This window comes from Prevotella sp. P4-51 (genome assembly GCF_002251455.1).
Taxonomy (GTDB): Bacteria; Bacteroidota; Bacteroidia; order Bacteroidales; family Bacteroidaceae; genus Prevotella.
Genome location: NZ_NPJM01000065.1, coordinates 65636 through 89286, shown reverse-complemented (window position 1 = coordinate 89286; position 23651 = coordinate 65636). Strand labels below are relative to the sequence as shown.

The window sequence follows — 23651 nt, the reverse complement described above, 5'->3', positions numbered from 1 at the left end:
AAGTAATAAAAAACAGCCTTTTATAGAAAATTCTTTGAAGAAAATTTGCACATTTCGTTAAAAGTATCTACCTTTGCATCCGCTAATAGACAGATGGTCCCTTCGTCTATCGGTTAGGACGAGAGATTTTCATTCTCTAAAGAGGAGTTCGACTCTCCTAGGGACTACAAATAATAAAAAAGAAAGTATAATAAGATGGCAAATCACAAATCATCACTGAAGAGAATTCGTCAGACAAAGACAAAGACTTTGCACAACAAATATTATGCAAAGACTATGCGCAACGCCGTACGTAAGTTGCGCGCAATGACAGACAAGGAAGAGGCTGTTAAGCTGTACCCCGTAGTACAGGCCATGTTGGACAAGCTCACAAAGACCAACATCATCCACAAGAACAAGGCTGCGAACCTGAAGTCAAGCCTCGCTCTCCACATCAGCAAGTTGGGATAATTCACAAAACAATATATCCTACCCCAAAGAGACCACTACCACAAGTAGTGGTCTCTTTGGTTATATGCCTCGAGGACAAAGAGCGGCACGCTGTCGTCGGCGACAGAGCGAAACCAGATCGCCTACAACGCACTGATTTGCAATCGCGCAGACCGTCATCATCAGTTCTGGACACAGATAGTAAACCAGCAGTCGCATCCCCCACAGCGGCAATGATGACGGAGCAGACCAATAAGTTGAGAGCAAAGCCGGAAATGACTATTGCAAAGTTGGAAATACTCACGGCAAACCCTGAAATAACCGATGCAAACCTTGAGAAGAACTTTACCGCCACAGAGATGACTATGACGGCAAGGGTGATGGTTTCGGTCATACGCACAATGGTTTCGGTCATACGCACAATGGCCGGGACGGAGCACGGGGGCGTCGCCACGCTGGCGCACCACACCAGCACTGTTACAGCCGGCGGACGCGAGCCTATGCGACTGCCCCTCAACAAGGCGAAAGTGGGTGCCACAAAGCCCCACACACCGCATACGACAGCCTCTGCGGAGGCAGACTGGGCGCGCAAACAGTTAAACTTTTATAACGCCGGGCCAAAGGGAGTTTCTGATGGAAACAGAGGTCAAAATAACGGGACAAATGTTTCGCTATGTCAATGAATTTTACTATCTTTGCAATCAAACTTGTACCATACTGAAATGGAAGATAATCATAACATAGAAAGCAACTATTCGGCGAGTAACATTCAGGTACTCGAAGGCTTGGAGGCAGTGCGCAAGCGTCCTGCCATGTACATCGGCGATATTAGCGAAAAGGGTCTGCATCACCTGATTAACGAGACGGTAGACAACTCTATCGACGAGGCGATGGCAGGCTACTGCACAGATATAGAAGTGACCATCAACGAGGACAACTCGGTAACGGTGGAAGACAACGGCCGCGGTATCCCCGTGGATATGCATGAGAAACTGCACAAATCGGCTCTGGAGGTGGTTATGACCGTGCTCCACGCCGGTGGTAAGTTTGACAAGGGTTCGTATAAGGTCAGCGGTGGTCTCCACGGTGTGGGCGTAAGCTGTGTCAACGCCCTGTCAAGCCACATGATGTCGCAGGTGTTCCGCAACGGCAAAATCTACCAGCAGGAATATGAGAAGGGCAAGCCTCTCTACCCCGTCAAGGTAGTGGGCGAGACCGACAAGCGCGGTACACGCCAGCAGTTCTGGCCCGATGGCAGCATCTTCACCACCACCACATTCCAGTGGGACATCGTGGCTCGTCGTATGCGCGAGCTGGCATTCCTCAACGCCGGCATCCGCATCACCCTCACCGATGCGCGCCCCGACGCCGAGGGCAAGACCCGTCAGGAGGTCTTCCATGCCAAGGACGGTCTGAAGGAGTTTGTGCGCTACGTAGACCGTCACCGCGCCCACCTCTTCGACGATGTTATCTATCTCAAGACCGAGAAGCAGGGCATCCCTATCGAGGTGGCTATCATGTACAACACCGACTATTCGGAGAACATCCACTCTTACGTCAACAATATCAACACCATAGAGGGCGGTACCCACCTCACCGGTTTCCGTACGGCTCTCACCCGTGTGCTCAAGGCTTATGCCGACAACGAGCCCACCATCTCCAAGCAGATTGAAAAGGCCAAGATAGAGATTGCCGGCGAAGACTTCCGCGAGGGACTTACCGCCGTGATTTCCATCAAGGTAGCCGAGCCACAGTTTGAGGGTCAGACCAAGACCAAGCTGGGCAACTCTGAGGTGGCTGGTGCCGTGCAGCAGGCTGTGGGAGAAGCGCTCAACGACTATCTCGAAGAGCATCCCGTCGAGGCCAAGCGCATCTGCGAGAAGGTGGTACTGGCTGCCACCGCACGTATCGCCGCCCGCAAGGCCCGCGAAAGCGTGCAGCGCAAGAACGTGATGAGCGGCGGCGGTCTGCCCGGCAAGTTGGCCGACTGCTCCAATAAGGACCCCAAGGAGTGTGAGATATTCCTCGTCGAGGGTGACTCCGCCGGTGGTTCTGCCAAGCAGGGCCGCGACCGTTTCCGCCAGGCCATCCTGCCGCTGAGAGGTAAAATCCTCAACGTAGAGAAAGTGCAGTGGCACCGTGTCTTTGAGGCCGAGTCGGTAATGAACATCATCCAGAGTATCGGCGTGCGTTTCGGCGTCGAAGGCGAGGATGACCGCGAGGCCAACATCGACAAGCTGCGCTACGACAAGATTATCATCATGACCGATGCCGATGTCGATGGTTCTCACATCGACACCCTCATCATGACGCTCTTCTACCGCTTCATGCCCAAGGTCATCGAAGACGGCCACCTGTATATCGCCACGCCTCCCCTGTACCGTTGCTCGTACAAGGACAAGAGCGAATACTGTTATACCGAACAACAACGCCTACAGTTTATCGAGAAATATGCTGGCGGAAACGATTCCGACAAAGCCCTTCACACCCAGCGTTACAAGGGTCTTGGTGAGATGAACCCCGAGCAGCTGTGGGAAACCACTATGAATCCTGAAAGTCGATTGCTCAAACAAGTGACTATAGAGAATGCCGCCGACGCCGACGAAATCTTCTCTATGCTTATGGGCGATGACGTAGAACCACGCCGTATCTTCATCGAAGAGAACGCTACCTACGCCAATATCGACGCTTAAACAAAATGTCAATTACCTAAAAAAGGCACGCCTCTTATGACAAGAGGTGTGCCTTCTTTTTTGCTGGTCACGACGATGGCTATATCCGCCACGAAGATAGTGGTATCGTTGATTTTTCCTCATTTTCACTTGGTAACGCCAATAAAAAGTACTAATTTTGCAACTGATGGCCAAAACTGCAATACAAGAGATGATTATGGTGCTGATGGGCTTGCTCGTCATCGGCATGACGACCGCCAGCGCCCAGACCGCCAGCCTTGGCCCTGGAGAGATAAGCTGCACCACAGCCGACTCGCTCTCCGACATCTGGTTCCGCCACACCTATATCACGCAGCGCCGCCCCATCAGCGCCACGCTCAGCGTCACCGCCCGTGGCAGATACAGATTGTATGTCAATGAGTCTAATGTCACCCCGCCCCTCCCGACCGACAACTGTCATCACCCCGTCACCATCGATATCGACGTCAGCGGCTACCTGCGTTCCGACTCCAACACGGTGGCCATCCTCTATCACCCGGTTGATCCCCACGACCACCAGATAGCCGTCTGTTATTATGGAGTGGGGCGCGACGGTCGCCCCTTTGGTCACAACGCCGACGGAGGATGGCTCTGCCGGCCTGTAGATGAAGGTTCGGGCGACGGAATTGACCGCGGCTACACGCAGACGGTATCTACAGCATGCTGGACACCAGTCTCGGCGCCAGGAAGGTTAGAGATAGAAGGAACGAAGGCTGCTTCGGAACCACGGAGGTTAGAGATGGAAGGAACGAAGGCTGCTTCGGAACTGCGGAGGGTAGAGATAGAAGGACGGACGGCTGCTTCGGAACCACGGAGGTTAGAGATAGACGGAACGAAAGCTGCTTCAGAACTGCGGACGGCTGACTCGGCACTTCGGAGGGTATCGACGGAGATGGGGATGTGGCCCTTGGCTACGCTGCTGCCTGTCCAGGTAAATCGCGTGACGAGAGTCACTGCGCCGCGATATTCGGAGCGGACGCCGGAGGGCATCGCCTACGAGTTTGTCACAGGCTTCTACGGCTTTGTGAGGCTCACGCTGCGCGGGGCGAAGAAGGGTGAGACCATTACCATCGGCGGGCGCAAGTATACCTGCAACGGCGAGACCGACGAGCAGATTACCACAGCCTTCGAGCCTACCTACCACCGACGGGTGATTGTCAGCGGAGACAGTGCGTTTGACGCCAGCCAAGTGCAGCGCGTCGACGGCGTAAGCCTCATGACGACAACAAGTTACAATGCATATCCATACTAAAGCAATGATAAAATACAAGAACAAGGAAATCTACGAGGTAACCATAGCCTCAACGCTTAGCCAATATAAAGGAAGCCACATAGACAACGACATCGTCTTGTTTGACGATCTGGCCAAAATCCCCTTCCCCGACCGCACGCGCCGCATGCAATGCATGATGGCTGCGCTCTGTCTGAACGGCAGAGCCACCTACCGGCTTGACACCATAGAACACACCGTGGAGCGCAACGACGTCATCATCATCACCAACGGCATGGTGGTCGACAACTGTTCGTTCAGCGAAGATTTCAGCGGCATAGGATTTATCATCTCGCCCAATTTCTTCAGCGACATCGCCAAAGATGTACACGAGATATCATCGCTCTTCCTCTTTGCGCGCAGCAACCCGGTCTCGACGCTGAGCATGAAGGAGGCCGACACTTTCTGCGATTACTACAAGATGCTCAAGAGCAAGATAGACTGCGTGGGGCATCATTTCCGCCGCGACGTGGCCCGCATGACCATCGCCACGATGATATATGACCTGGGCAATACCATCTACCAGATCATGAACAGGGACAACAGGAAAAAGAACCGTGCAGAGACGATTTTTACCGATTTCATCGCACTTATCGAGAAGAATTTCCGCACCGAACGCCGTGTGAGTTGGTACGGCCGACAGCTGTGTATCACCCCAAAATATCTGTCGGAGTGCATCAAGCAGGTAAGCCAGCGCACCCCCAACGAGTGGATAGACAACTATGTGGTTATGGAGCTGCGCGTGCAAATCAAGAACTCGCGCAAGAGCATCAAGCAGATAGCGATGGACATGAACTTCCCCAGCCAGAGCTTTATGGGGAAATACTTCAAGGAGCACGTGGGCATGTCGCCGACCGAATACAGAAGGTCGTAGTCTGTCGGCAGCAAGCCCCGAGGCGACGGGACGACTATCGCCTGCAGAGCCGTCACGCCCTCGTTTCCTACCATTGCCGAGGCATCAAATCATGCCTAAAGCCCGAAGCTCGTCGGCCACCTGGCACAGCTCCTGATACCACTCCTTGCCGAAGCGGCGCACAAGCGGACCCTCGAGAAAGCGGTAGAGAGGCAAGTCGAGTTCGCGGCCTTTCTCTACTGCACACTGGCAGATGCGCCAACGATGATAGTTGAGCCCCACCGAACCATCGGGAAATGTCTTTTCGCGAATGGGATAGAGCGCACAGGAGATGGGCTTGACAAAGGGGCAGCGGCCCTGACGATGCGCGCGCTCAAGGGCACAGAGACAGGTGTCGCCCTCATAGCATGTAAACACACAGTCCTTACCTCCGACAATGCTTGTGACCAGGTCGCCGTCGCGGTCGGCATAAGCCACACCCTGGCGGTCCAAGACAGCCTGCGCCGAAGCCGAGAGGTCATTCCATACTACATCGAGCGAAGTCTCCAAATCGCCGATTTCATCGAGGGTTACCGGTGCGCCGGCGTCGCCTTCGATGCAGCATGCGCCCTTGCACACGTCAAGATCGCAGCAGAACTTTACCGTGAAAATATCGGGCGAAACAAATACGTTTCCTATCTGTAAAATATGCAGTTCATTCATGTTCTTACCAGTTGATGGGGCCCATGCCGTACCCGGCGAGATATTCATTGCAGCGCGAGAAGTGATGGTTGCCAAACCATCCACCCCGGTTGGCGGAGAGGGGTGAGGGATGCACCGACTCGAGCACCAGATGACGGCGGCGGTCGATGAGCGACGCCTTGGAGCGCGCATAGCCTCCCCAGAGGATGAAGACCAGATGGTCGCGACCCTCGCTGAGCCTGCTGATGGCAGCGTCGGTAAACCTCTCCCACCCATGGCGCTGGTGGCTGCCAGCCTGGTGGGCCCTCACGGTGAGCGTGGCGTTGAGCAGCAGCACTCCCTGCTCAGCCCAACGCGTCAGGTTACCGCTCTGGGGCACTCCGATGCCGAGGTCGCCCTGTATCTCCTTGAAGATGTTCTGCAGCGACGGCGGCATGGCCACTCCGTCGGGCACCGAGAAGCTGAGCCCCATAGCCTGACCCGCCTCGTGATAGGGGTCCTGCCCGATGATGACCACCTTGACGCTGTCGAAAGGACAGAGATTGAAGGCGTTGAAGATAAGTCTGCCGGGAGGATAGCAGGTCGTGGTGGCATACTCGTGCCTTACGAAGTCGGTGAGCTGGGAGAAATAAGGCTGGGCAAACTCATTGCCGAGCCGCTCAGCCCAACTGTCGTTGATTTTTACGTTCATGGAAGCGCGCTATATTATATAATAATGTGCAAAATTACTGCAAAAGGATGTAACTATAGCCATTTGCTCCCACTTTTTTTCACTATTTTCCACCCTTCCCGCCACCATCTCCCCGATGGCGGCAATGACGGGGATGGCGCTTTCTATCGTCTTTGTTATCCCAAAAGTCAGAAAAAGCCGCTGCGCGATGCAAAAAAACGCGGTTATGCACAAGGCGTTTGGCAAAATAATCGTATTTTTGCATGTCTATACTTACTTGACAAGAGATAATCACCTAATAGCTACATCGTTTATGATGCACAAGAAGACGTTATGGCTCACCCTCTGCCTGCTATGGCTCTCCGCCCTGGCGGCGATGGGCTCTCCGCGCGCAATCTATGTCACCACCAGCGACCTGAACATGCGTATGCAGCCATCACCCAACGCCTACAAGCGCGGGGTGGCACCGCGTGGCACCGAGCTGCTCGTGGTCGAATGGGGAGACGACTGGTCCAAGGTCATCTTCGAGGGCGACACCGCCTATGCCGCCAGCCGCTATCTGTCGTATGTCAAAGACGAGCCCGTGGCTACCTCCAAGCCCAAGAAGCGGCGCAGCTCGTTCTCGCTGTTCACCCTGATAGGATGGGCCTTCAAGTTGGCGCTCATCCTCATCGTCCTCTACATCATATCCAAGGTCCTCTTCTACGGGTTTGCCTTCTACTACTTCATCATGCAGTGGATATACCGCATTACGAGCATCCCCTTCCTCATCACCAACTGGCTCCAGCGCTGGCTCTCCAAGCCCTGGCGCGCGCTCTATAAGGAGAACTCGGGCAACGACCGTCGCAACGATGAGTTGGAAGGCTATCTGTTGCTGGCCAAGATACCGCTGTACATACTGCTCACGCCGATAAGACTGGTCAACGCCATCTACTTCAACCTCTTCGCCCACTGCACCTTCGAGATGTTCAACTATGTGCTCGAGGTCTTTGTGCCGAGCAGCGACAAGGAGGGCACCGACGATGCTATAGACTGGGCGCTGTGGCTGCCGTGGCGCATCATCAAGTACCCGATATGGCACATGTCGCTCACCGTCATCGAGAGTCTGTTCTGGACCGTCTTCGATACCTTCGTCCCCGCGCTTACCCTCTACCACGGCACCGACGAGACCGCCGCGCTCAACATTGTGATGGCGCCCGGCCGCTGCTGGCACGGCAACCGCATGTCGGGCATCTGGAACGTGGGCGCCGGCAACTTTGCCGGCAACGGCATCTACTTCGCCCCCGTGCGCAGCACCGCCACCCACTATTCGGGCGGCTGCATCATCATGTGCCGCGTGAGCCTGGGCAGCGTGCTCGACCTGGGCCTCGCCCCCTATCGCATATACCGCCAGTGTGGCTATGCCAATGCTTTCGACGTGACCCGCTACGGACTGAAGAACGACTACACCACGGGCGAATGGTGGCGCGGCGACCGCGAATGGTGGGAATACTGCATGTACGACTGGCAGAACCGCTACAACGAGAGCTGGCGCATACGCCCTCTCTATGTGCTCGACCTGGCCGACAACACCATCATGCGCATCCCCGGCGGCATGAGCCATTGGCTCTTCCGCAAGATGGTCATCAAGGATTTGTATACGTGGGCATCCAATTTGTAGCCACATCCTTGGGATATCTCAGAAATTATTCCTAAATTTGCAGACAATCAGAACAAAACATATATTACTAACCCTACAACCATTAACGATTATGGCAATAGAAAAGACATTGGTCCTGCTCAAGCCCTGCACCATGCAGCGCGGTCTGGCAGGCGAGATTATCAGTATTTTTGAGAAGAAAGGCCTGCAGATATGCGGCATGAAGATGATGATGCTCACCGACGAGCTGCTCTCCGAGCACTACAGCCATCTCAGCGAGAAGCCCTTCTTCCAGCGCGTCAAGGACGCCATGATGACAGCCCCCGTGGTGGCCATGTGCCTCAAGGGTGTCGACGCCATCGCCGCCGTGCGCGCACTGGCAGGCCCCACCAACGGCCGCAACGCCGCCCCCGGCACCATCCGCGGTTCCTACTGCATGAGTTTCCAGGAGAATATCGTCCACGCATCCGACTCTGCCGAGACCGCAGCCATCGAGCTCAAGCGTTTCTTCCGCGACGAGGAAATCATAGAGTGGGAGCAGTGCTACCACCCCTTCCTCTACGCCAACGACGAGTTCTAACACCCGCCAACTCATCATCCCCACCACGGGAGCAACCATAGCCCCGAAGGTGGCATCAGGATATAGCCCCACGGCCATGCCCGCTGCTATACCTGAAGCCGTCTTCGGGGCTTTTGCGTGTCTGCGCAGTCGGCCCGAGGGCCGCATCGCCGCTCCAATGACGGCTGAACTACGGGCGGAAACAGCGATTTTGACTTTTTTCTTCATGATTGTCATGCTTTTTTCGGTCTGCCCAAGCCGGGTATGGATTATTATTACTAAATTTGCAGTGACAACGAACCAATAAATAAGTATCTATATGGGTAACAAGCTGTTTATCTGCGCTATCGTGATGATGATAGCCGGCGGCATCTATGCCTCGCGCATCACGGGGCTCAACGCTGCGAAGTACCAACAAGTATCTGCCGTGGACGACGACACCCTCAAGGGCAAACCCGTAATCAAGGCCGACACCACCAAGCATGACAACGACACCGTAGCCAAAAAGAAGAAGGACGAGTATGCCGACATCATCAAGAAGGGTGGCACCGTGAAGGAAGGTCTATTCACCGTGCGCCATATCCAGGACAAGTGGTACTTCGAGATACCCGACACGCTCCTGGGCCGCTACTTCATGTGCGTGACGCGCTATACGGCTGTGCCCCAGAACTTCGGCAAGTATGCCGGCGAAGAGGTCAACGAGGCCACCGTCTATTTTGAGAAGCACGACTACAAGACGATGTACATGCGTGCCTACGTGCTCACCCAGCTGGCCGACTCGACCGACCGTATATCCAAGACTCTCCAGGCATCGACCATCGACCCCATCGTGGCGTCGTTCAAGATAATCGGCAAGAGCCCCAAGGGCCGAAGCATGATAGAGATTACCAATTTCTTCAAGAACGACAACAAGCTCACCACCAGCGTAAGATCATCGCTGGGCATGGTCAAGCTCGGCGGAATGATAAGCAGCCGCTCGTATATCGACACCATGAAGGTGTTTCCCATCAACATCGAGGTGGCCACCGTGCGCACCTATGGCGCCACAGCCAACCGCAATGCGCCAGCCAGTCTGACGGGCTCGGTGACTCTGGGCATGAACACGTCGATGGTACTACTGCCCAGCCAGCCTATGCGCAAGCGTCTCTGGGACAAGCGCGTGGGGTACTTTGTCAACAATTTCACCCGTTTCTCTGACACCCAGCACAAGACCCAGCGTGAGTCGTTCATCGCCCGTTACCGTCTGGTGCCGCGCGATGTAAAAGCCTATCGTCAGGGACGGCTGGTAGAACCCGTGAAGCCCATCATATACTACATAGACCCGGCTACGCCCAAGAAGTGGGTGCCCTATCTCATCAAGGGAGTTGAAGACTGGAACGTGGCGTTCGAAGCCGCCGGTTTCAAGAACGCCATCCAGGCCAAGCCGTGGCCCAACGACTCCAACATGAGCGTCGACGACGCCCGCTACTGCGTGATACGCTATCTCCCGGCTGAGATAGAAAATGCCTACGGCCCCCACGTGAGCGACCCGCGCAGCGGAGAAATCATCGAGAGCCACATCTGCTGGTATCACAACGTGATGAGCCTGCTCACCAAGTGGTATATGGTGCAGTGCGGACCGCTCGACAAGCGCGCACAGACCATGACCTTCGACGACAAGCTCATGGGCGAGCTCATACGCTTCGTCTCCTCCCACGAGGTGGGCCACACCCTGGGTCTGCGCCACAACATGGGCGCCAGCCACGCCACTCCCGTAGAGAAACTGCGCGACAAGGCGTGGGTAGAGGCCCACGGCCACACCGCATCCATCATGGACTATGCCCGCTTCAACTACGTGGCTCAGCCCGAAGACAAGATTGGACCCAAGGGACTCTTCCCCCGCATCAACGACTATGACAAGTGGGCCATCAAGTGGGGCTACTCCTACCGCCCTGAGTTCAAGGACGAATATGAAGAGAAAGAGGCGATGATGACCGAGACCTCGCGCTTCCTGGCTGGTCATCCCCGCTGCTGGTTCTCGGGTGAGGGCCGCGACGAAGACCCCCGCTCGCAGACCGAAGACTTGGGCGACGACAACATGAAGGCCAACGAGTATGGCGTGAAGAACCTGAAGCGCGTCATCGCGGGTCTGCCCCAGTGGACTCATCAGGACAACGACCAGTATAGTGACCTGACAGAGGTCTACAAGAGCGTGCGCGACCAGCTGCGCCGATACACAGGCCACGTCATCAAGCACCTGGGCGGCCGCTACCTCAACAATATGCCCGGCACCAAGCCCGTAGAGATGGCTCCGGCAGCCATGCCGCTCGAGGCGATAGACTGGGTGGGCCGCAACATCTTCGAGGCTCCGCTGTGGCTGTACCCCGCCACCCTCACCGAGAAGACTGGCATCGACCCGTCGGCCGACATCGCCAACCAGCAGAACATCGTGCTCTCGCGCGCTCTCTCTGCCGACATCATCGTCAAGATATACAACGACTCTTACCTCTCGCCATCGGCACTGAAGCTCGACGCCTACCTCTCGGCGCTGAAGGGCGCGGTGTGGAAGCCTCTGGCTGGCGACAACGGCATGAGCGACAAAATCAGACGCAGTCTGGAGCGCAGCTACCTGAACCGCGTCAACTCGCTGCTCAACCCCAAGGACGACAAGCCTGCACAGTCGTCGCTGATGCAGCTGCTCTTTGCCTCGCGCAGTGGCGCCAGCAACAAGGACTCTGATGCGGTGCTCTACCTCGTCCAGCACCTCGACGACATCGCCCAGTTTGTAGACAGCCAGGAGGCTGGCGCCAAGGGCATCGACAAACTCCACTATCAGGACCTGCAACGTCAGATCAAGCTCATCCGCGAGCGCCGCACCACTGTCAAATAACGCAAGCGCAATGGTACTCAACTATATCTGGATAGGCTTCATCATCATCGCCTTTGTCATCGCCCTGGTCAAGCTCATCTTCCTGGGCGATGTCACGGTATTTCCGGCGCTCATAGACTCAACCTTCGCCTCGTCCAAGACCGCCTTTGAAATCTCACTGGGCCTCACGGGCGTGCTCTCGCTCTGGTTGGGCATCATGAAGATAGGCGAGCGCGGCGGGGTGGTCAACGTGCTGGCCAGGGCATTGTCCCCGGTGTTCACCCGGCTTTTCCCCGACATCCCCAAGGGTCACCCTGTGACCGGCGCGATATTCATGAACATCGCCGCCAATATGTTGGGACTCGACAATGCCGCCACGCCGCTCGGGCTGAAGGCGATGGAACAGCTGCAGACGCTCAACCCGAACAAGGAGACTGCCACCAACCCAATGATTATGTTCTTGGTGCTCAACACGTCTGGCCTCACGCTCATCCCCATATCCATCATGGTGTATAGGGCACAGTTGGGCGCCGCCCAGCCCACAGATGTGTTTATCCCCATACTGCTTGCCACCTTCTTCTCGACTGTGGCGGGCATCATCATTACCTCGATATACCAGCGCATCAACCTGCTCAACCGCACCATGCTCCTCACCCTGGGCGGCATGGCTCTGGTGGTGGGCGCCATCATCTGGGCCTTCGGCCAGCTGGACAAGGACCAGATGAACATTGTGAGCACATCGGTGGCGAATATCCTGCTGATGACTATCATTGTGGCATTTGTGCTGGCAGGCATGAAGCATCGCATCAATGTCTATGATGCGTTTGTCGAGGGTGCCAAGGAAGGTTTTACCACCGCCGTGCGCATCATACCCTATCTCGTGGCGATACTCGTGGCCATCGGCCTGTTTCGCGCGTCGGGCGCCATGGACATGCTCATCAACGGCGTGGCAACTCTGGTAAAGGCCCTGGGCGGCAACAGCGACTTTGTGGGCGCGCTGCCTACTGCGCTGATGAAGCCGCTTTCCGGCTCGGGAGCCCGAGGTATGATGGTCGACGCCATGACCACCTACGGCGCCGACTCGTTTGTGGGCAGACTGAGCTGCATCTTCCAGGGCTCGACCGACACCACCTTCTACATCCTCGCCGTCTACTTCGGCAGCGTGGGCATCCGCAATATGCGTCATGCAGTGCCATGCGGACTGCTGGCCGACCTCGCCGGAGTCATCGCCGCCATCGGCATCGCTTATTTATTCTTCTAAAACTCTACAGAAATGGCTAATTTAAAGAGTCTGGTCAAAGATACTGCCATCTATGGCATCAGCAGCATCGCCGGACGTTTCATCAATTATCTCCTGGTACCCATCCAGACGGCAGCCTTTGTCGCGGGCGGTGGCGAGTATGGCGTGGTAACCAACATCTATGCCTACACGGCGCTGCTGATGGTGATACTCACCTACGGCATGGAGACCACCTTCTTCCGGTTTATCAACAAGACCGAGGACGACCCCATGCGGGTCTATTCCACCGTGCTGGTATCGGTGGGAGTATCGTCGCTGCTGTTTGTCATCGCTGTCTTTGCGCTGCTGCCCCAGATAGCGGGATTCATGAAATACCCAGACCACCCCGACTGGGTGGCGGTGATGTTTGTGTGTGTCGCCATCGACGCCTTCAAGTGCATCCCATTCGCCTACCTGCGCTACCAGAAGCGCGCCATCAAGTTTGCCAGCCTGCAGCTGGTCAACATCATCCTCAACATTATCCTCAACCTCACCTACCTCATCGTGCTGCCAGCTCTGAGGCTCAACCCCTTCGGGCTGTACGACGACAAGTTCACGCTCAATGTGGGCATGGTCTTCTACATCAACCTGGTGTGCACCGCCGTGGTAGTGGTGTGCTTCTGGCATGAGCTTACGGGCTTCCGCTACCGCTTTGACCGCGCACTTTGGGGCAAGATGATGCGCTACGCATGGCCGCTGCTCATCCTGGGCATCGCCGGAATACTCAACCAGACGCTCGACAAGATTATTTTCCCCTACCTCTATACCGGCACCGACGAGAAGGCGCAGCTGGGCATCTATGGTGCAGCCACCAAGATAGCCATGATTATGGCCATGATTACCCAGGCGTTCCGCTATGCCTACGAGCCGTTTGTTTTCGGCAAAGCCAAAGATCGCGACAGCCGCGACACCTACGCCAAAGCCATGAAGTACTTCGTCATCTTCACCCTGTTGGCGTTTTTGGCTGTGATTGGATATATGGACATTCTGCGTTACGTCATCCGCGACCGCAGTTACTGGCCGGGGCTGCGCGTTGTACCTATCGTGATGGCTGCCGAGATAATGATGGGCATCTACTTCAACCTCTCTTTCTGGTACAAGCTCATCGACAAGACCATCTATGGCGCCTGGTTCTCGGGCGCGGGCTGTCTGGTACTGGTCGTGGTAAACGTGGTCTTCGTGCCGCGCTACAGCTACATGGCGTGTGCGTGGGGTGGAGTGGCAGGCTACGGCACGGCGATGCTCCTGTCCTACTTTGTGGGTCAGAAGAAATATCCCATCGACTATCCCGTCAAGGAGATGATGGTCTATGTGGCTCTTACCGCCGTGCTCACCGCCGGAATGACTGCTGCCAACAGGCTGCTGCCTATGGGTGCGTCGCTGGCTGTCAACACCCTGCTCATCCTGGTCTTTGTGGCCTATCTCGTGAAGAGAGACTTCCCGCTCAGCGGGCTCCCCGTAATCGGTAAATACTTTAACAAACGATAATATGAGAAAGTTATTTGTCATCTTAGCCGCCTTTGCGGCTACCATCGCGGCCAAGGCCGACGAGGGAATGTGGACGCTCTACAACCTGCCCAACGCGGTGTACGAGCAGATGAAGGGCTACGGATTTGCTCTGCCCTACAGCAGCCTGTATCAGAGCGACGACGCCATCAAGAACTCAGTGGTAAACTTCTCGGGCTACTGCTCGGGAGTAGTGGTTTCGCCCGACGGACTGGTGTTCACCAACCACCACTGTGGATTTGAGGCCATACGCAGCCACTCTACCGTGGAGCACGACTACATGCTCAACGGATTTTTCGCCAAGACCTATGCCGACGAGCTGCCCAACAAGGGCATGTTTGTGCGCTTCATGGTCGACCAGCGCGACATCACCCCGCTGCTCGAGAAGCGGGGCATACGCACCATGACCGCCAAGGAGCAGGCCAAGTTGCTCGACGAGGTCGAGAACGAGATGCTCAAGGAGGTACACGCCAAGGATGCCAACCTGGAGCTTGAGATCAAGCCTTTCTATGAGGGCAACAAGTATTATGCCACTACCTACCAGGAGTTCAGAGACCTGCGTCTCGTCTTTACTATCCCCAAATCGATGGGTAAATTTGGCGGTGAGACCGACAACTGGATGTGGCCACGACAGACGTGCGACTTTTCAGTGTTCCGAATCTATGCCGACCCGAAGACCAACGGTCCTGCTGACTACTCCAAGGACAACGTGCCATACCGTCCCAAGCACTGGGCACCCGTCTCGCTCGACGGCTACAAGGAGGGAGACTTCGCCATGACCGTGGGATACCCCGGCTCTACCGAGCGCTACCTCTCCTCATACGGTATACGTGAGATGCGCGACGCCGACAATGCTCCCCGCGCACAGATACGTGGTGTGAAGCAGGAGGTGATGATTCGCCACATGCGCGCCGACGAAGCCGTGCGCATCAAGTATGACTCCAAGTACGCGCAGAGCTCCAACTACTGGAAGAACTCTCTCGGCATGAACAAGTGCATCGACTCTGTGGGCATTATCCGCCAGAAAGCCGACTTTGAAGACCGCATTGTCGACTACCAGAAGTGGACGGGATACCTCAAAGGCAAGCTCGACATGGACAAGCTCGCCAAGTTCTACGCCCAGCGTTTCGACGCTGCACGCATGCTCACCGTCTGGGGCGAGACCTTCCGCCGCACCACCGAGCTCAACAGCCGCGCCATGCGCATAGCCAGCAACCCCACCGCCGTCAACCCCACCGCTGCCAAGAAGAAGCAGTACTATGTATTCAAGGACAACAGCGCCGAGTGGGATGAAGCGCTCGACCGCGACGTGATGGCTACGCTGATAGACAACTACCGCAAGTATGTGGCTGCCGACAAGCTGCCCGCCTTCTACCAGACTATCGCCGACCGCTTCGGAGGCGACACGCGCAAGTATGTGGACTGGCTGTGGGACAATACCATCCTCATGAAGAGCGGCAAGAAGATTATGCTCAACAGCAAGCAGCTCCTCAAAGACCCCGGATACCAGTATGGCAAGCAGCTCATGGACATCCGCACCGAGATATTGAAGTCGTACCTCCAGAATGCCGACTCCATCGACCTGCAGGAGCAGTATCTCTGCGACGCCAAGGTGCGCATGGAACAGGAACTGCCCCACTACTCCGACGCCAACTTCACCATGCGTCTCAGCTATGGCCAGGTGGGTGGTTACATGCTCGGCGGCAAGCCCTCGGGCTACTACACCGAGGCAGAGAGCATCGTCAAGAAGATGGAGGCTGGCGACCGCGGCACCATCGATTACCAGGTAGAGCCTGTGATGAAGCAACTGCTCGGCGCCAAAGACTTTGGCAGCTATACCGACAAGACCACGGGCAAGATGCAGCTGTGCTTCCTCACCAACAACGACATTACTGGCGGCAACTCGGGCTCTCCCATGTTTGATGGTAAGGGCCGCCTCATCGGTCTTGCCTTCGACGGCAACTGGGACTCGCTCTCCAGCGACATCTGGTTCGACAAGCGCCTCGCTCGTTGCATCGGCGTCGACATCCGCTTCGTCCTCTACATGATGGATCGTTGGGGCCACGCCGACCGCCTGCTCAAGGAGATGGGAGTGAAGTGATAAGGGGATAGGGATAAAACCGAGCCCCTCCCCGGCCCTCCAAAAGCCCCTCCCCAACCCTCCCCAGGGGGCGGGAGCTCATTCTTGCTGTTTCTTAGATAGTTAGAATGGTGGCCGCGATTGGGCTTTGGGGTTTTTCCGACCTATATTAGCAACGCTGTAGGTGTTGTGATTAGCTTTAGCGTCAAAGATAGTTGATCTGTTGTGACCTGCATCTGCGAGTAACGCTTGGCTAAACGCAAGACTTACAGCGTTGCTTCTTTCTATGCCCGTTCCCCCAGGGTTGGGAGTTCGCCATAGGGCGCTATCATCCACCTTTCGATTATCTGATTTGCGCATCGGGATACCAACTACTACCATGGCGCCAATCGAGAGAAGACACGAGCCGCCAACAACGAGCATCCCATCGTCTGGACAACCATGTTCGTCACACCTTATTATATATATAATGGCGGAACATACACCCCTGAGCATGGTATGAGTACGTGGGAGATACACTCGTATCAGCAGCGGCAACTCTGAACCGAAGGTCACCGGCGCGGCGCAGTGCGGCGCGGAAAGGTAATAGAGTTGCGATTACACAGCCCAGGGTTGCGGGCGAAGCACGCTACACTGGGTAGTTGTACTACTAATATTGCTACTCTGTAAGAGTTGCGATTAGCCGTAGGCGTTACCCGCCGCAGGTCGGGACGCCACCTACCCCACTCCCGCAATTACGCATGGTAGTGGCGCACCCGGCAAGGTGGTTTTACTGCATCCTCCTAAAGGCGGAACGTACACCCCTGAGCATGGTATGAGTATGCGGGAGATACACTCGTATCAGCAGCGGCAACTCTGACAGAGTTGCGTTTTCCCAGCCCAGGGTTGCGGGCTAAGCACGCTACCCTGGGTAGTTGTACTACTAATATTGCTACTCTGTAAGAGTTGCGATTAGCCGTAGGCGTTACCCGCCGCGAGTCTGGACGCCACCTACCCCACTCCCGCAATTACGCATGGTGGTGGCGCACCCGACAAGTTGGTTTTACCGCATCCTCCTAATGGCGGAACGTACACCCCTGAGCGTGGTATGAGTATGTGGGAGATACACTCGTATCAGCAGCGGCAACTCTGGAGGAGTTGCGATTACACAGCCCAGGGTTGCGGGCGAAGCACGCTACCCTGGGTAGCTGTACAACTAATATTGCTACTCTGTAAGAGTTGCGATTAGCCGTAGGCGTTACCCGCCGCGAGTCTGGACGCCACTTACCCCACTCCCGCAATACCACATGGTGGTGGCGCACCCGAAAAGGTTGTTTTACTGCATCCTCCTAATGGCGGAACGTACACCCCTGAGCATGGTATGAGTACGTGGGAGATACACTCGTATCAGCAGCGGCAACTCTGACAGAGTTGCGTTTTCCCAGCCCAGGGTTGCGGGCGAAGCACGCTACCCTGGGTAGCTGTACTACTAATATTGCTACTCTGTAAGAGTTGCGATTAGCCGTAGGCGTTACCCGCCTCGGGTCTGGACGCCACCTACCCCACTCCCGCAATACCACATGGTGGTGCCGCAGCCAGCGAGGTGGTTTCCGCCCCATCCTCCACCGCGCTGCGGGGCAAAGATAAAAAACTGAGAGATTTTCTTTGCGTTGTCTGCGATTTGCAGTAACTTTGCACTCAGAAACTAAAGAATATCAAAATATTAAGACAATTATGGCAAAGAAAGCTTTATTGATGATTCTCGATGGATGGGGAATCGGACAGCATGGTAAGGGAGACGTTATCTTCAACACCCCGACACCTTATTTGGATTATCTCACCGCTATTTCCGCCCACTCTGAGCTCGCAGCTTCGGGCGAGGATGTGGGTCTGCCCGACGGACAGATGGGCAACTCAGAGGTGGGTCACCTCAATATCGGCGCCGGCCGCGTGGTCTATCAGGACCTGGTCAAGATTAACCGCGCCTGCAAGGACGGCTCTATCCTGAAGAACCCCGGCATCGTGGCAGCCTACAGCTATGCCAAGGAGAACGGCAAGAAGCTCCACCTGATGGGTCTGACCTCAACTGGCGGCGTACACTCTTCGCTCGACCACCTCTTCAAGCTGATTGAAATCTCCAAGGAGTATGGCCTGGACAAGACCTTCGTACACTGCTTCATGGACGGTCGCGACACCGACCCCAAGAGCGGAGCCGGATTTATCCAGCAGATAGCTGACACCTGCGCAGCCAACGGCGCCCACATCGCCAGCATCATCGGCCGCTTCTACGCCATGGACCGCGACAAGCGATGGAACCGCGTGAAAGAGGCTTACGACCTGCTCGTCGAGGGCAAGGGCAAGGAAGCCACCGACATGGTTAAGGCCATGGAGGAGAGCTACGCCGACGGCGTGACCGACGAGTTTGTAAAGCCTATCGTCAACTCGACCGTAAACGGTACCATCGAGGAGGGCGATGTGGTAATCTTCATCAACTTCCGCAACGACCGCGCCAAGGAGCTCACCCAGGTGCTCACCCAGCAGGATATGCCCGAAGAGGGTATGCACACCATCAAGGGTCTACAGTATTACTGCATGACTCCCTATGATGCCAAATTCAAGGGCGTGAACATACTCTTCCCCAAGGAGAACGTGGAAGACACTCTCGGCGAGTATCTCAGCAAGCACGGCAAGCGCCAGCTGCACACCGCAGAGACAGAGAAGTATGCCCACGTGACATTCTTCTTCAACGGTGGTCGCGAGGCTCCATACGAGGGCGAAGACCGCATACTGGTACCCTCTCCCAAGGTGGCCACCTATGACCTCAAGCCCGAGATGAGCGCCTACGAGGTGAAGGACAAGCTGGTGGGTGCCATCAACACCCAGGAGTATGACTTCATCGTGGTCAACTTCGCCAACGGCGACATGGTGGGCCACACCGGTGTCTACAACGCCATAGCCAAGGCTGTGCATGCCGTAGACTGCTGCGTGCGCGACGTCATCGAGGCTGCCAAGGCCAACGACTACGAGGCCATCATCATAGCCGACCACGGCAACGCCGACAACGCCATCAACCCTGATGGTACGCCCAACACCGCACACTCGCTCAACCACGTGCCCTTCATCTACGTCACCGACAACAACAGCGCCACCGTCAAGAACGGACGCCTGGCAGACGTGGCTCCCTCTATCCTCCACATCATGGGACTGGAGCAGCCTGCCGACATGACCGGTGAGAACCTGATAGAAGACAACAAGTAATCACATACAGCGAAAGCTACAATAACCCTGAGAGCCGCGACTGACAACAGCCGCGGCTCTCTTGTTGTACTGCCCGCAGCGGGGCTTGCCACCGACGCGCAGCACCAACCCAGCGACGGCAAGGCCATCAGCCCTGGCGCAGAGCGGGCTGCAGCCACCGTGCCGACCACCATCGCCGGCTCGTAACGGAAGTCACGAGCCCACGTAACATAAGATACGTAAGCTCGTGCCTTACGATACGAGCCCACGTATCATAAGTCACGAGCCAGCCAAGAGCCCCACAGCAGCAGCCCAAACAGCCTCTGCGACGGTCGGAGCAGCCTCTATGCTGCCGAGAATGACCGAGCAACCCACCGACCACACCTCTACTGCGCCGGCTGCCCATACCCCCATAACACAAATACACCGCTCCATCCCTCGGGACGAAGCGGTGTATTGCTATAGGGTTGTCGGCAGAGCCTTAGTTCTTGAGGAAGTACATACCCTCGTCGTTGCTGGTGTTGTAGTTGGCCTGGTAGATGTTGTCGTAAGAGGCGGTAAACGAGCTGGCAGCAGCCTGAGAGCTGGCCACGATAGAGATACCGCAAACATAATAGTTACCCATCTTCTGGCCAGCCTTGAAGTACTTGTACTTGAGCGACTTGTTGTCAGAGCCGAGAGTGAGCCACAGCCAGTCGTACTTGGTGGTCGAGAAGTCCTTGGGCTGGAAGTTGTAGTTACCCCATCCGTTGTTTGCCGAACCTTCGGGCAGATACATGCAGTACTTGTACTTGTCGTTGCCGGTGGGCTGACCCTCGCGGCAGTCAAACATGATACCTACCTTCACGGTCTTCTTCTCGTAGTCGATGGCGATGGTGCCGTCGAGCACTGAGTCGAAGTAGAGGCCCTTGATACCGAAGTTGTTGGTATAGGTATTGCCGTCGGGACCAGTGAGGGTCTCGCCCTTGCGAGGCTTGCCGAAGGTACAGGGCATCTTGCTGGTACTGGTGGAGCCACCCCATGACTTGGAGGCGTTGAACTGCTTGGAGTAGAGCGTCCACTGACCGCTGAAGTCGTTGACGCCAATCTGGGTGACGATATACTTGCGACCGTTGTCGAGCACCATGGTACCCTTACGGATAGAACCGGTGGTGTTGGCCTCGATGGTGATGACACCACCGCTGAGGGTCATCCACTTGGGAGCCGTTACCACGTTGCCGGTAACATCCTCGATGGTGGCGGCGGCATCGTCGTACCAGAGGTCGTACTCGCGTGAGTTGAAGTCTACCTTAGAGACCACAGTGTTGTCCTCGCCGGGCTTCACCGCACCGAGACGGAAGACACCAGAGAAGTTGGCATTGTCGATGGTAGCAGCGAGAGTCACACCGTCGTAGCTGGCCTGGGGCCAAACCACTGCATAGGCGGTCACCTTGCGGGCGGCAGCGTCAATCACGGCGGGAGCCACTACCACATCGCCAGTGGTGCTTGTCACGCCTTCACCGGCGGTGAGGGCCTTGCCATTGTCCATGACGAGTTTGTTGATAAGACCAGAGAGGGTGAGGCGGGTGTTGGCAACAGTGGGCTCATCGGCGTCGGTAGGGAACTGCACATCAATCTTGACCACTGCGGTCTGGTAAGCCAAGGTCACATTGGCGCTCTCGCCCACGGCGGTGGTGGCGCTGATGACCGAGTGCTGGCGCACCCACTCCTCGGTACCTGCCTGGGTACCAAACTCCTCGACCACTACGGGCTTGCCGTCCCAATTGATTTTGCAGGCGGGGTTGTCCCAGGTGAGCAGCATGTTGGCGGCGTCGTTGGGCACAGCCACGCGCTGGGCGCTGAAGGTGGCGGTAGAGCCTGTCGACTCGGCGCAGCGCAGGGTCTGCGTGCGGCCGGTCTGGGTGCCGTCAGACTTCTGGAAGGTGACGTGGAGCACGTCGCTCAGGCTGAACGCCTTGAGCGCGCCGTAGGTATTGGCACCAGGCACTTGGGCAGTGACACTGATGTTCTTCATCGACACGTTGGCCTCTGAAGATTCGCTTACGTCCTCGGCATTGTCGCTACAGGCCACGAGACCCAGCAGCGCTACCAGCATGGAGGCGTATGTCAATATTCTTTTTTTCATGATTTGTTCGTTGTTTTGAGTTATCATTAGGTTTATCATCCGCAGAGGAGACGGGGGCCGGAGCCCTGCGCTCCTCTGCGGCGATTACGTAAGGGATGATTAGTCGAGTGACTTCCAGTAAGGATTGCCGATGCGCTCCTTCTGAGGAATCTCCCATGTGAAGTGACTGATCTGAGTTTTGCTCCAGTGGTTGGCTCCACGCATGTGCTGGGTGCCCCAACGCTTCTGGTTGTAGAAGGCCCAGTCGCCCTCGCCCCACATCTCGATGCGCCACTGCAGCTTGACCATATCCATGGTACTCATGCCAGCCATAGTGTTGTCGCAGGTCATCGTGGGACGGCCCTCGATGGTGCGAGCCTCAAGCAGCTTGTTGAGGGTCTGCTTGGCCATGGCGTCCTGGCCGCTCTGGGCATAAGCCTCGGCGAGCATGAGCCATACGGCAGAGGTGCGCAGATAGATATTGTCTGACACGGTGTACTTGTTGTCATGCATCTCACCGTTGTGACCGATGGACGACGAAGCCGCCCACTTCAGACTGGTGTACTTGGGCATGGTATAGCTGTACCAGGTAGAGTCGTTGTTCTCAAAAGAGTAGATGGGATAGTTCTCAAAGTCATCGGCGAGGATACAAGCCTTGCGGCAGTCATTGTCTGACAGGGCATTGTAGATATCGGCGTCGACCTGATAGTAACCCGAAGGACCGCGCTTGAGGGCGTTGAAGCCGCCGTTGGTCCAGAACATGTTGCTCGAACCGCGGGCACTACCAAAGATACCCTCGGGGTTCTTCTCCCAGTTGTAGAAGGCGTTTTCCTCGGCGTTATACTCCTTGCCACACCATCCGTTGTCGTTGCGGGCAGCTACAGAGGCGAGCTTAGACTGGTCCATACCATAGTCACTGGCCTTGATAAAGTTGGGATAGTAAGAGAGCAGCTCTGTGGCGCCATCGATGACGGTAGCCCAGTCCTTGCGGTCCATGGCGGCGCGGCAACGGTAGTACTGAGCCACAGCGCAGTTGATGCTGTAGACCACATCGGAAGTGTGACCGCTCAGATAGCCCTTGGTACCGATGGAGGACTCATGGAAAGACTTGACAGCCTTGTCGAAATACTCCTTGATGGTAGCCCAGGTCTCAGCCACCGACTTGGGCTCGGTGGCGGGGTTGTAGGCGTAGTCGTTGTAGATGGGCCAACCCTGCTTGGTCTCGGAGGTGACGTCCTGGAGGTCGGTGTAGCGCTCCATGAGCATGGTGTAGCCGATGGCCTTCATGGTGAGGGCCTGGGCCTGGTAGCCCTTCATCTTCTTGTCTTCCTTGACGTTGTCGTCGCTGAGATACTGCATGGCCTTGATGGCATTGGTAATCTTGTAGACGGGGCCGAGGTAGTAGCCATAGTTCTGTATATCATCGTTAGTCTGCCAGTAGGTCACGCTGGGGCTGTTCTGGTACCACTGGTTGTAGGTACCCTTGTTGGCAGATGAGCCTTCGACCACATCGCCCGACTGCATGAATCGGCGCAACTCGAAGTTGGACTCGTAGGCATAGCCGTTGGAGTAGCCGCCGTTGAGCGCGGCATTGTAGATATTGATGTAGCCGGGAAGAACCGATACGAGTCCTGCCACCACCTTGTCCTTCTTCTCTTCGTCATCACCCTGGAGGATGTTGTCGATGTCGTCCTTGGTGAAGTAGTTGGGGTTATTGACATCCAGGCGGCTGCTACATGCCGAGACTCCCGCTACGAGCAGGGCTGCGGCAACTATATTCTTATATATTCGTTTCATATCTTCTGT

At 56.1% G+C, this 23651-nt stretch carries 18 protein-coding genes and 1 tRNA gene; 14 read left to right on the top strand and 5 right to left on the bottom strand.

The genetic code is table 11. The annotated features are described in order from the left end of the window. The first annotated feature begins 95 nt into the window (after positions 1-95). The 6 genes from CIK94_RS14480 (at position 96) to CIK94_RS11580 (ending at position 5284) form a co-directional block, all read left to right on the top strand. Positions 96-167, top strand: a tRNA-Glu gene (locus CIK94_RS14480). A gap of 28 nt (positions 168-195) precedes the next feature. Then, the gene (rpsT, locus tag CIK94_RS11600; protein WP_022310659.1) at positions 196-450 is read left to right on the top strand and encodes a 30S ribosomal protein S20; all 255 of its coding nucleotides are present in this window, start codon (positions 196-198) and stop codon (positions 448-450) included. Between the two features lie 212 nt (positions 451-662). After that, complete coding sequence (locus tag CIK94_RS11595; protein WP_094423114.1) at positions 663-1112, top strand: hypothetical protein; 450 nt, start codon at positions 663-665, stop codon at positions 1110-1112. 39 nt (positions 1113-1151) lie between these two features. Beyond that, positions 1152-3122, top strand: coding sequence for a DNA topoisomerase (ATP-hydrolyzing) subunit B (gene gyrB, locus CIK94_RS11590; RefSeq protein WP_094387287.1), 1971 nt, complete (start codon positions 1152-1154; stop codon positions 3120-3122). Between the two features lie 166 nt (positions 3123-3288). After that, entirely contained in the window at positions 3289-4392 is a 1104-nt protein-coding gene (locus CIK94_RS11585) for a hypothetical protein (protein WP_144008387.1), read from the top strand. Positions 4393-4396: 4 nt separating this feature from the next. Next, entirely contained in the window at positions 4397-5284 is an 888-nt protein-coding gene (locus CIK94_RS11580; protein WP_022310655.1) for a helix-turn-helix domain-containing protein, read from the top strand. A gap of 84 nt (positions 5285-5368) precedes the next feature. On the opposite strand, the gene CIK94_RS11575 is transcribed toward CIK94_RS11580, so the two are convergent. Both CIK94_RS11575 and ung read right to left on the bottom strand, forming a co-directional pair. Beyond that, entirely contained in the window at positions 5369-5965 is a 597-nt protein-coding gene (locus tag CIK94_RS11575) for a DUF3109 family protein (RefSeq protein ID WP_094423112.1), read from the bottom strand. A gap of 4 nt (positions 5966-5969) precedes the next feature. Then, the gene (gene ung / locus CIK94_RS11570) at positions 5970-6635 is read right to left on the bottom strand and encodes a uracil-DNA glycosylase (protein WP_094423111.1); all 666 of its coding nucleotides are present in this window, start codon (positions 6633-6635) and stop codon (positions 5970-5972) included. 24 nt (positions 6636-6659) lie between these two features. Between ung and CIK94_RS14130 the strand changes: the two genes are divergently transcribed. The 8 genes from CIK94_RS14130 to gpmI all read left to right on the top strand — a co-directional run bounded on the left by CIK94_RS14130 (position 6660) and on the right by gpmI (position 19762). Continuing rightward, on the top strand, positions 6660-6905 hold the full coding sequence (locus CIK94_RS14130) for a hypothetical protein (protein ID WP_144008386.1): 246 nt from the start codon (positions 6660-6662) through the stop codon (positions 6903-6905). A gap of 22 nt (positions 6906-6927) precedes the next feature. Continuing rightward, positions 6928-8274, top strand: coding sequence for an SH3 domain-containing protein (locus tag CIK94_RS11560; protein ID WP_094387291.1), 1347 nt, complete (start codon positions 6928-6930; stop codon positions 8272-8274). A 91-nt stretch (positions 8275-8365) separates the two neighbouring features. Next, entirely contained in the window at positions 8366-8833 is a 468-nt protein-coding gene (gene ndk, locus CIK94_RS11555) for a nucleoside-diphosphate kinase (RefSeq protein ID WP_022310651.1), read from the top strand. Positions 8834-9131: 298 nt separating this feature from the next. Continuing rightward, positions 9132-11681: a zinc-dependent metalloprotease gene (locus tag CIK94_RS11545; RefSeq protein ID WP_254046212.1), complete on the top strand. Its 2550-nt coding sequence runs from the start codon at positions 9132-9134 to the stop codon at positions 11679-11681. Positions 11682-11691: 10 nt separating this feature from the next. Continuing rightward, entirely contained in the window at positions 11692-12921 is a 1230-nt protein-coding gene (locus CIK94_RS11540; RefSeq protein WP_094423108.1) for a nucleoside recognition domain-containing protein, read from the top strand. A 12-nt stretch (positions 12922-12933) separates the two neighbouring features. Beyond that, positions 12934-14427 carry a lipopolysaccharide biosynthesis protein gene (locus CIK94_RS11535; RefSeq protein WP_094423107.1) on the top strand — a complete coding sequence of 498 codons (1494 nt, stop codon included), beginning with the start codon at positions 12934-12936 and terminating at the stop codon, positions 14425-14427. Between the two features lies 1 nt (position 14428). Then, entirely contained in the window at positions 14429-16546 is a 2118-nt protein-coding gene (locus CIK94_RS11530) for a S46 family peptidase (protein WP_094423106.1), read from the top strand. Between the two features lie 1692 nt (positions 16547-18238). Beyond that, positions 18239-19762 carry a 2,3-bisphosphoglycerate-independent phosphoglycerate mutase gene (gene gpmI, locus CIK94_RS11525; protein ID WP_094423105.1) on the top strand — a complete coding sequence of 508 codons (1524 nt, stop codon included), beginning with the start codon at positions 18239-18241 and terminating at the stop codon, positions 19760-19762. A 258-nt stretch (positions 19763-20020) separates the two neighbouring features. Here the strand turns inward: gpmI and CIK94_RS14890 are convergent, their stop codons facing one another. The 3 genes from CIK94_RS14890 to CIK94_RS11515 all read right to left on the bottom strand — a co-directional run bounded on the left by CIK94_RS14890 (position 20021) and on the right by CIK94_RS11515 (position 23642). Then, positions 20021-20155, bottom strand: a complete 135-nt coding sequence (locus CIK94_RS14890; RefSeq protein WP_256387324.1) for a hypothetical protein — start codon at positions 20153-20155, stop codon at positions 20021-20023. Between the two features lie 67 nt (positions 20156-20222). Then, positions 20223-21866 carry a fimbrillin family protein gene (locus CIK94_RS11520; RefSeq protein WP_144007727.1) on the bottom strand — a complete coding sequence of 548 codons (1644 nt, stop codon included), beginning with the start codon at positions 21864-21866 and terminating at the stop codon, positions 20223-20225. A gap of 99 nt (positions 21867-21965) precedes the next feature. After that, entirely contained in the window at positions 21966-23642 is a 1677-nt protein-coding gene (locus CIK94_RS11515) for a RagB/SusD family nutrient uptake outer membrane protein (protein ID WP_094423104.1), read from the bottom strand. Positions 23643-23651: the final 9 nt, after the last annotated feature.

Coding starts and splice junctions, on each gene's coding strand:
- rpsT (WP_022310659.1), top strand. CDS start 196: ATGGCAAATCACAAATCATCACTGAAGAGAATTCGTCAGACAAAGACA.
- gyrB (WP_094387287.1), top strand. CDS start 1,152: ATGGAAGATAATCATAACATAGAAAGCAACTATTCGGCGAGTAACATT.
- ung (WP_094423111.1), bottom strand. CDS start 6,635: ATGAACGTAAAAATCAACGACAGTTGGGCTGAGCGGCTCGGCAATGAG.
- CIK94_RS11515 (WP_094423104.1), bottom strand. CDS start 23,642: ATGAAACGAATATATAAGAATATAGTTGCCGCAGCCCTGCTCGTAGCG.
- CIK94_RS11540 (WP_094423108.1), top strand. CDS start 11,692: ATGGTACTCAACTATATCTGGATAGGCTTCATCATCATCGCCTTTGTC.
- CIK94_RS11585 (WP_144008387.1), top strand. CDS start 3,289: ATGGCCAAAACTGCAATACAAGAGATGATTATGGTGCTGATGGGCTTG.
- CIK94_RS11530 (WP_094423106.1), top strand. CDS start 14,429: ATGAGAAAGTTATTTGTCATCTTAGCCGCCTTTGCGGCTACCATCGCG.
- ndk (WP_022310651.1), top strand. CDS start 8,366: ATGGCAATAGAAAAGACATTGGTCCTGCTCAAGCCCTGCACCATGCAG.
- CIK94_RS11575 (WP_094423112.1), bottom strand. CDS start 5,965: ATGAATGAACTGCATATTTTACAGATAGGAAACGTATTTGTTTCGCCC.
- CIK94_RS14130 (WP_144008386.1), top strand. CDS start 6,660: ATGTGCAAAATTACTGCAAAAGGATGTAACTATAGCCATTTGCTCCCA.
- CIK94_RS11545 (WP_254046212.1), top strand. CDS start 9,132: ATGGGTAACAAGCTGTTTATCTGCGCTATCGTGATGATGATAGCCGGC.
- CIK94_RS11560 (WP_094387291.1), top strand. CDS start 6,928: ATGATGCACAAGAAGACGTTATGGCTCACCCTCTGCCTGCTATGGCTC.
- CIK94_RS11520 (WP_144007727.1), bottom strand. CDS start 21,866: ATGAAAAAAAGAATATTGACATACGCCTCCATGCTGGTAGCGCTGCTG.
- CIK94_RS11535 (WP_094423107.1), top strand. CDS start 12,934: ATGGCTAATTTAAAGAGTCTGGTCAAAGATACTGCCATCTATGGCATC.
- CIK94_RS11580 (WP_022310655.1), top strand. CDS start 4,397: ATGATAAAATACAAGAACAAGGAAATCTACGAGGTAACCATAGCCTCA.
- CIK94_RS11595 (WP_094423114.1), top strand. CDS start 663: ATGATGACGGAGCAGACCAATAAGTTGAGAGCAAAGCCGGAAATGACT.
- gpmI (WP_094423105.1), top strand. CDS start 18,239: ATGGCAAAGAAAGCTTTATTGATGATTCTCGATGGATGGGGAATCGGA.
- CIK94_RS14890 (WP_256387324.1), bottom strand. CDS start 20,155: ATGGGGGTATGGGCAGCCGGCGCAGTAGAGGTGTGGTCGGTGGGTTGC.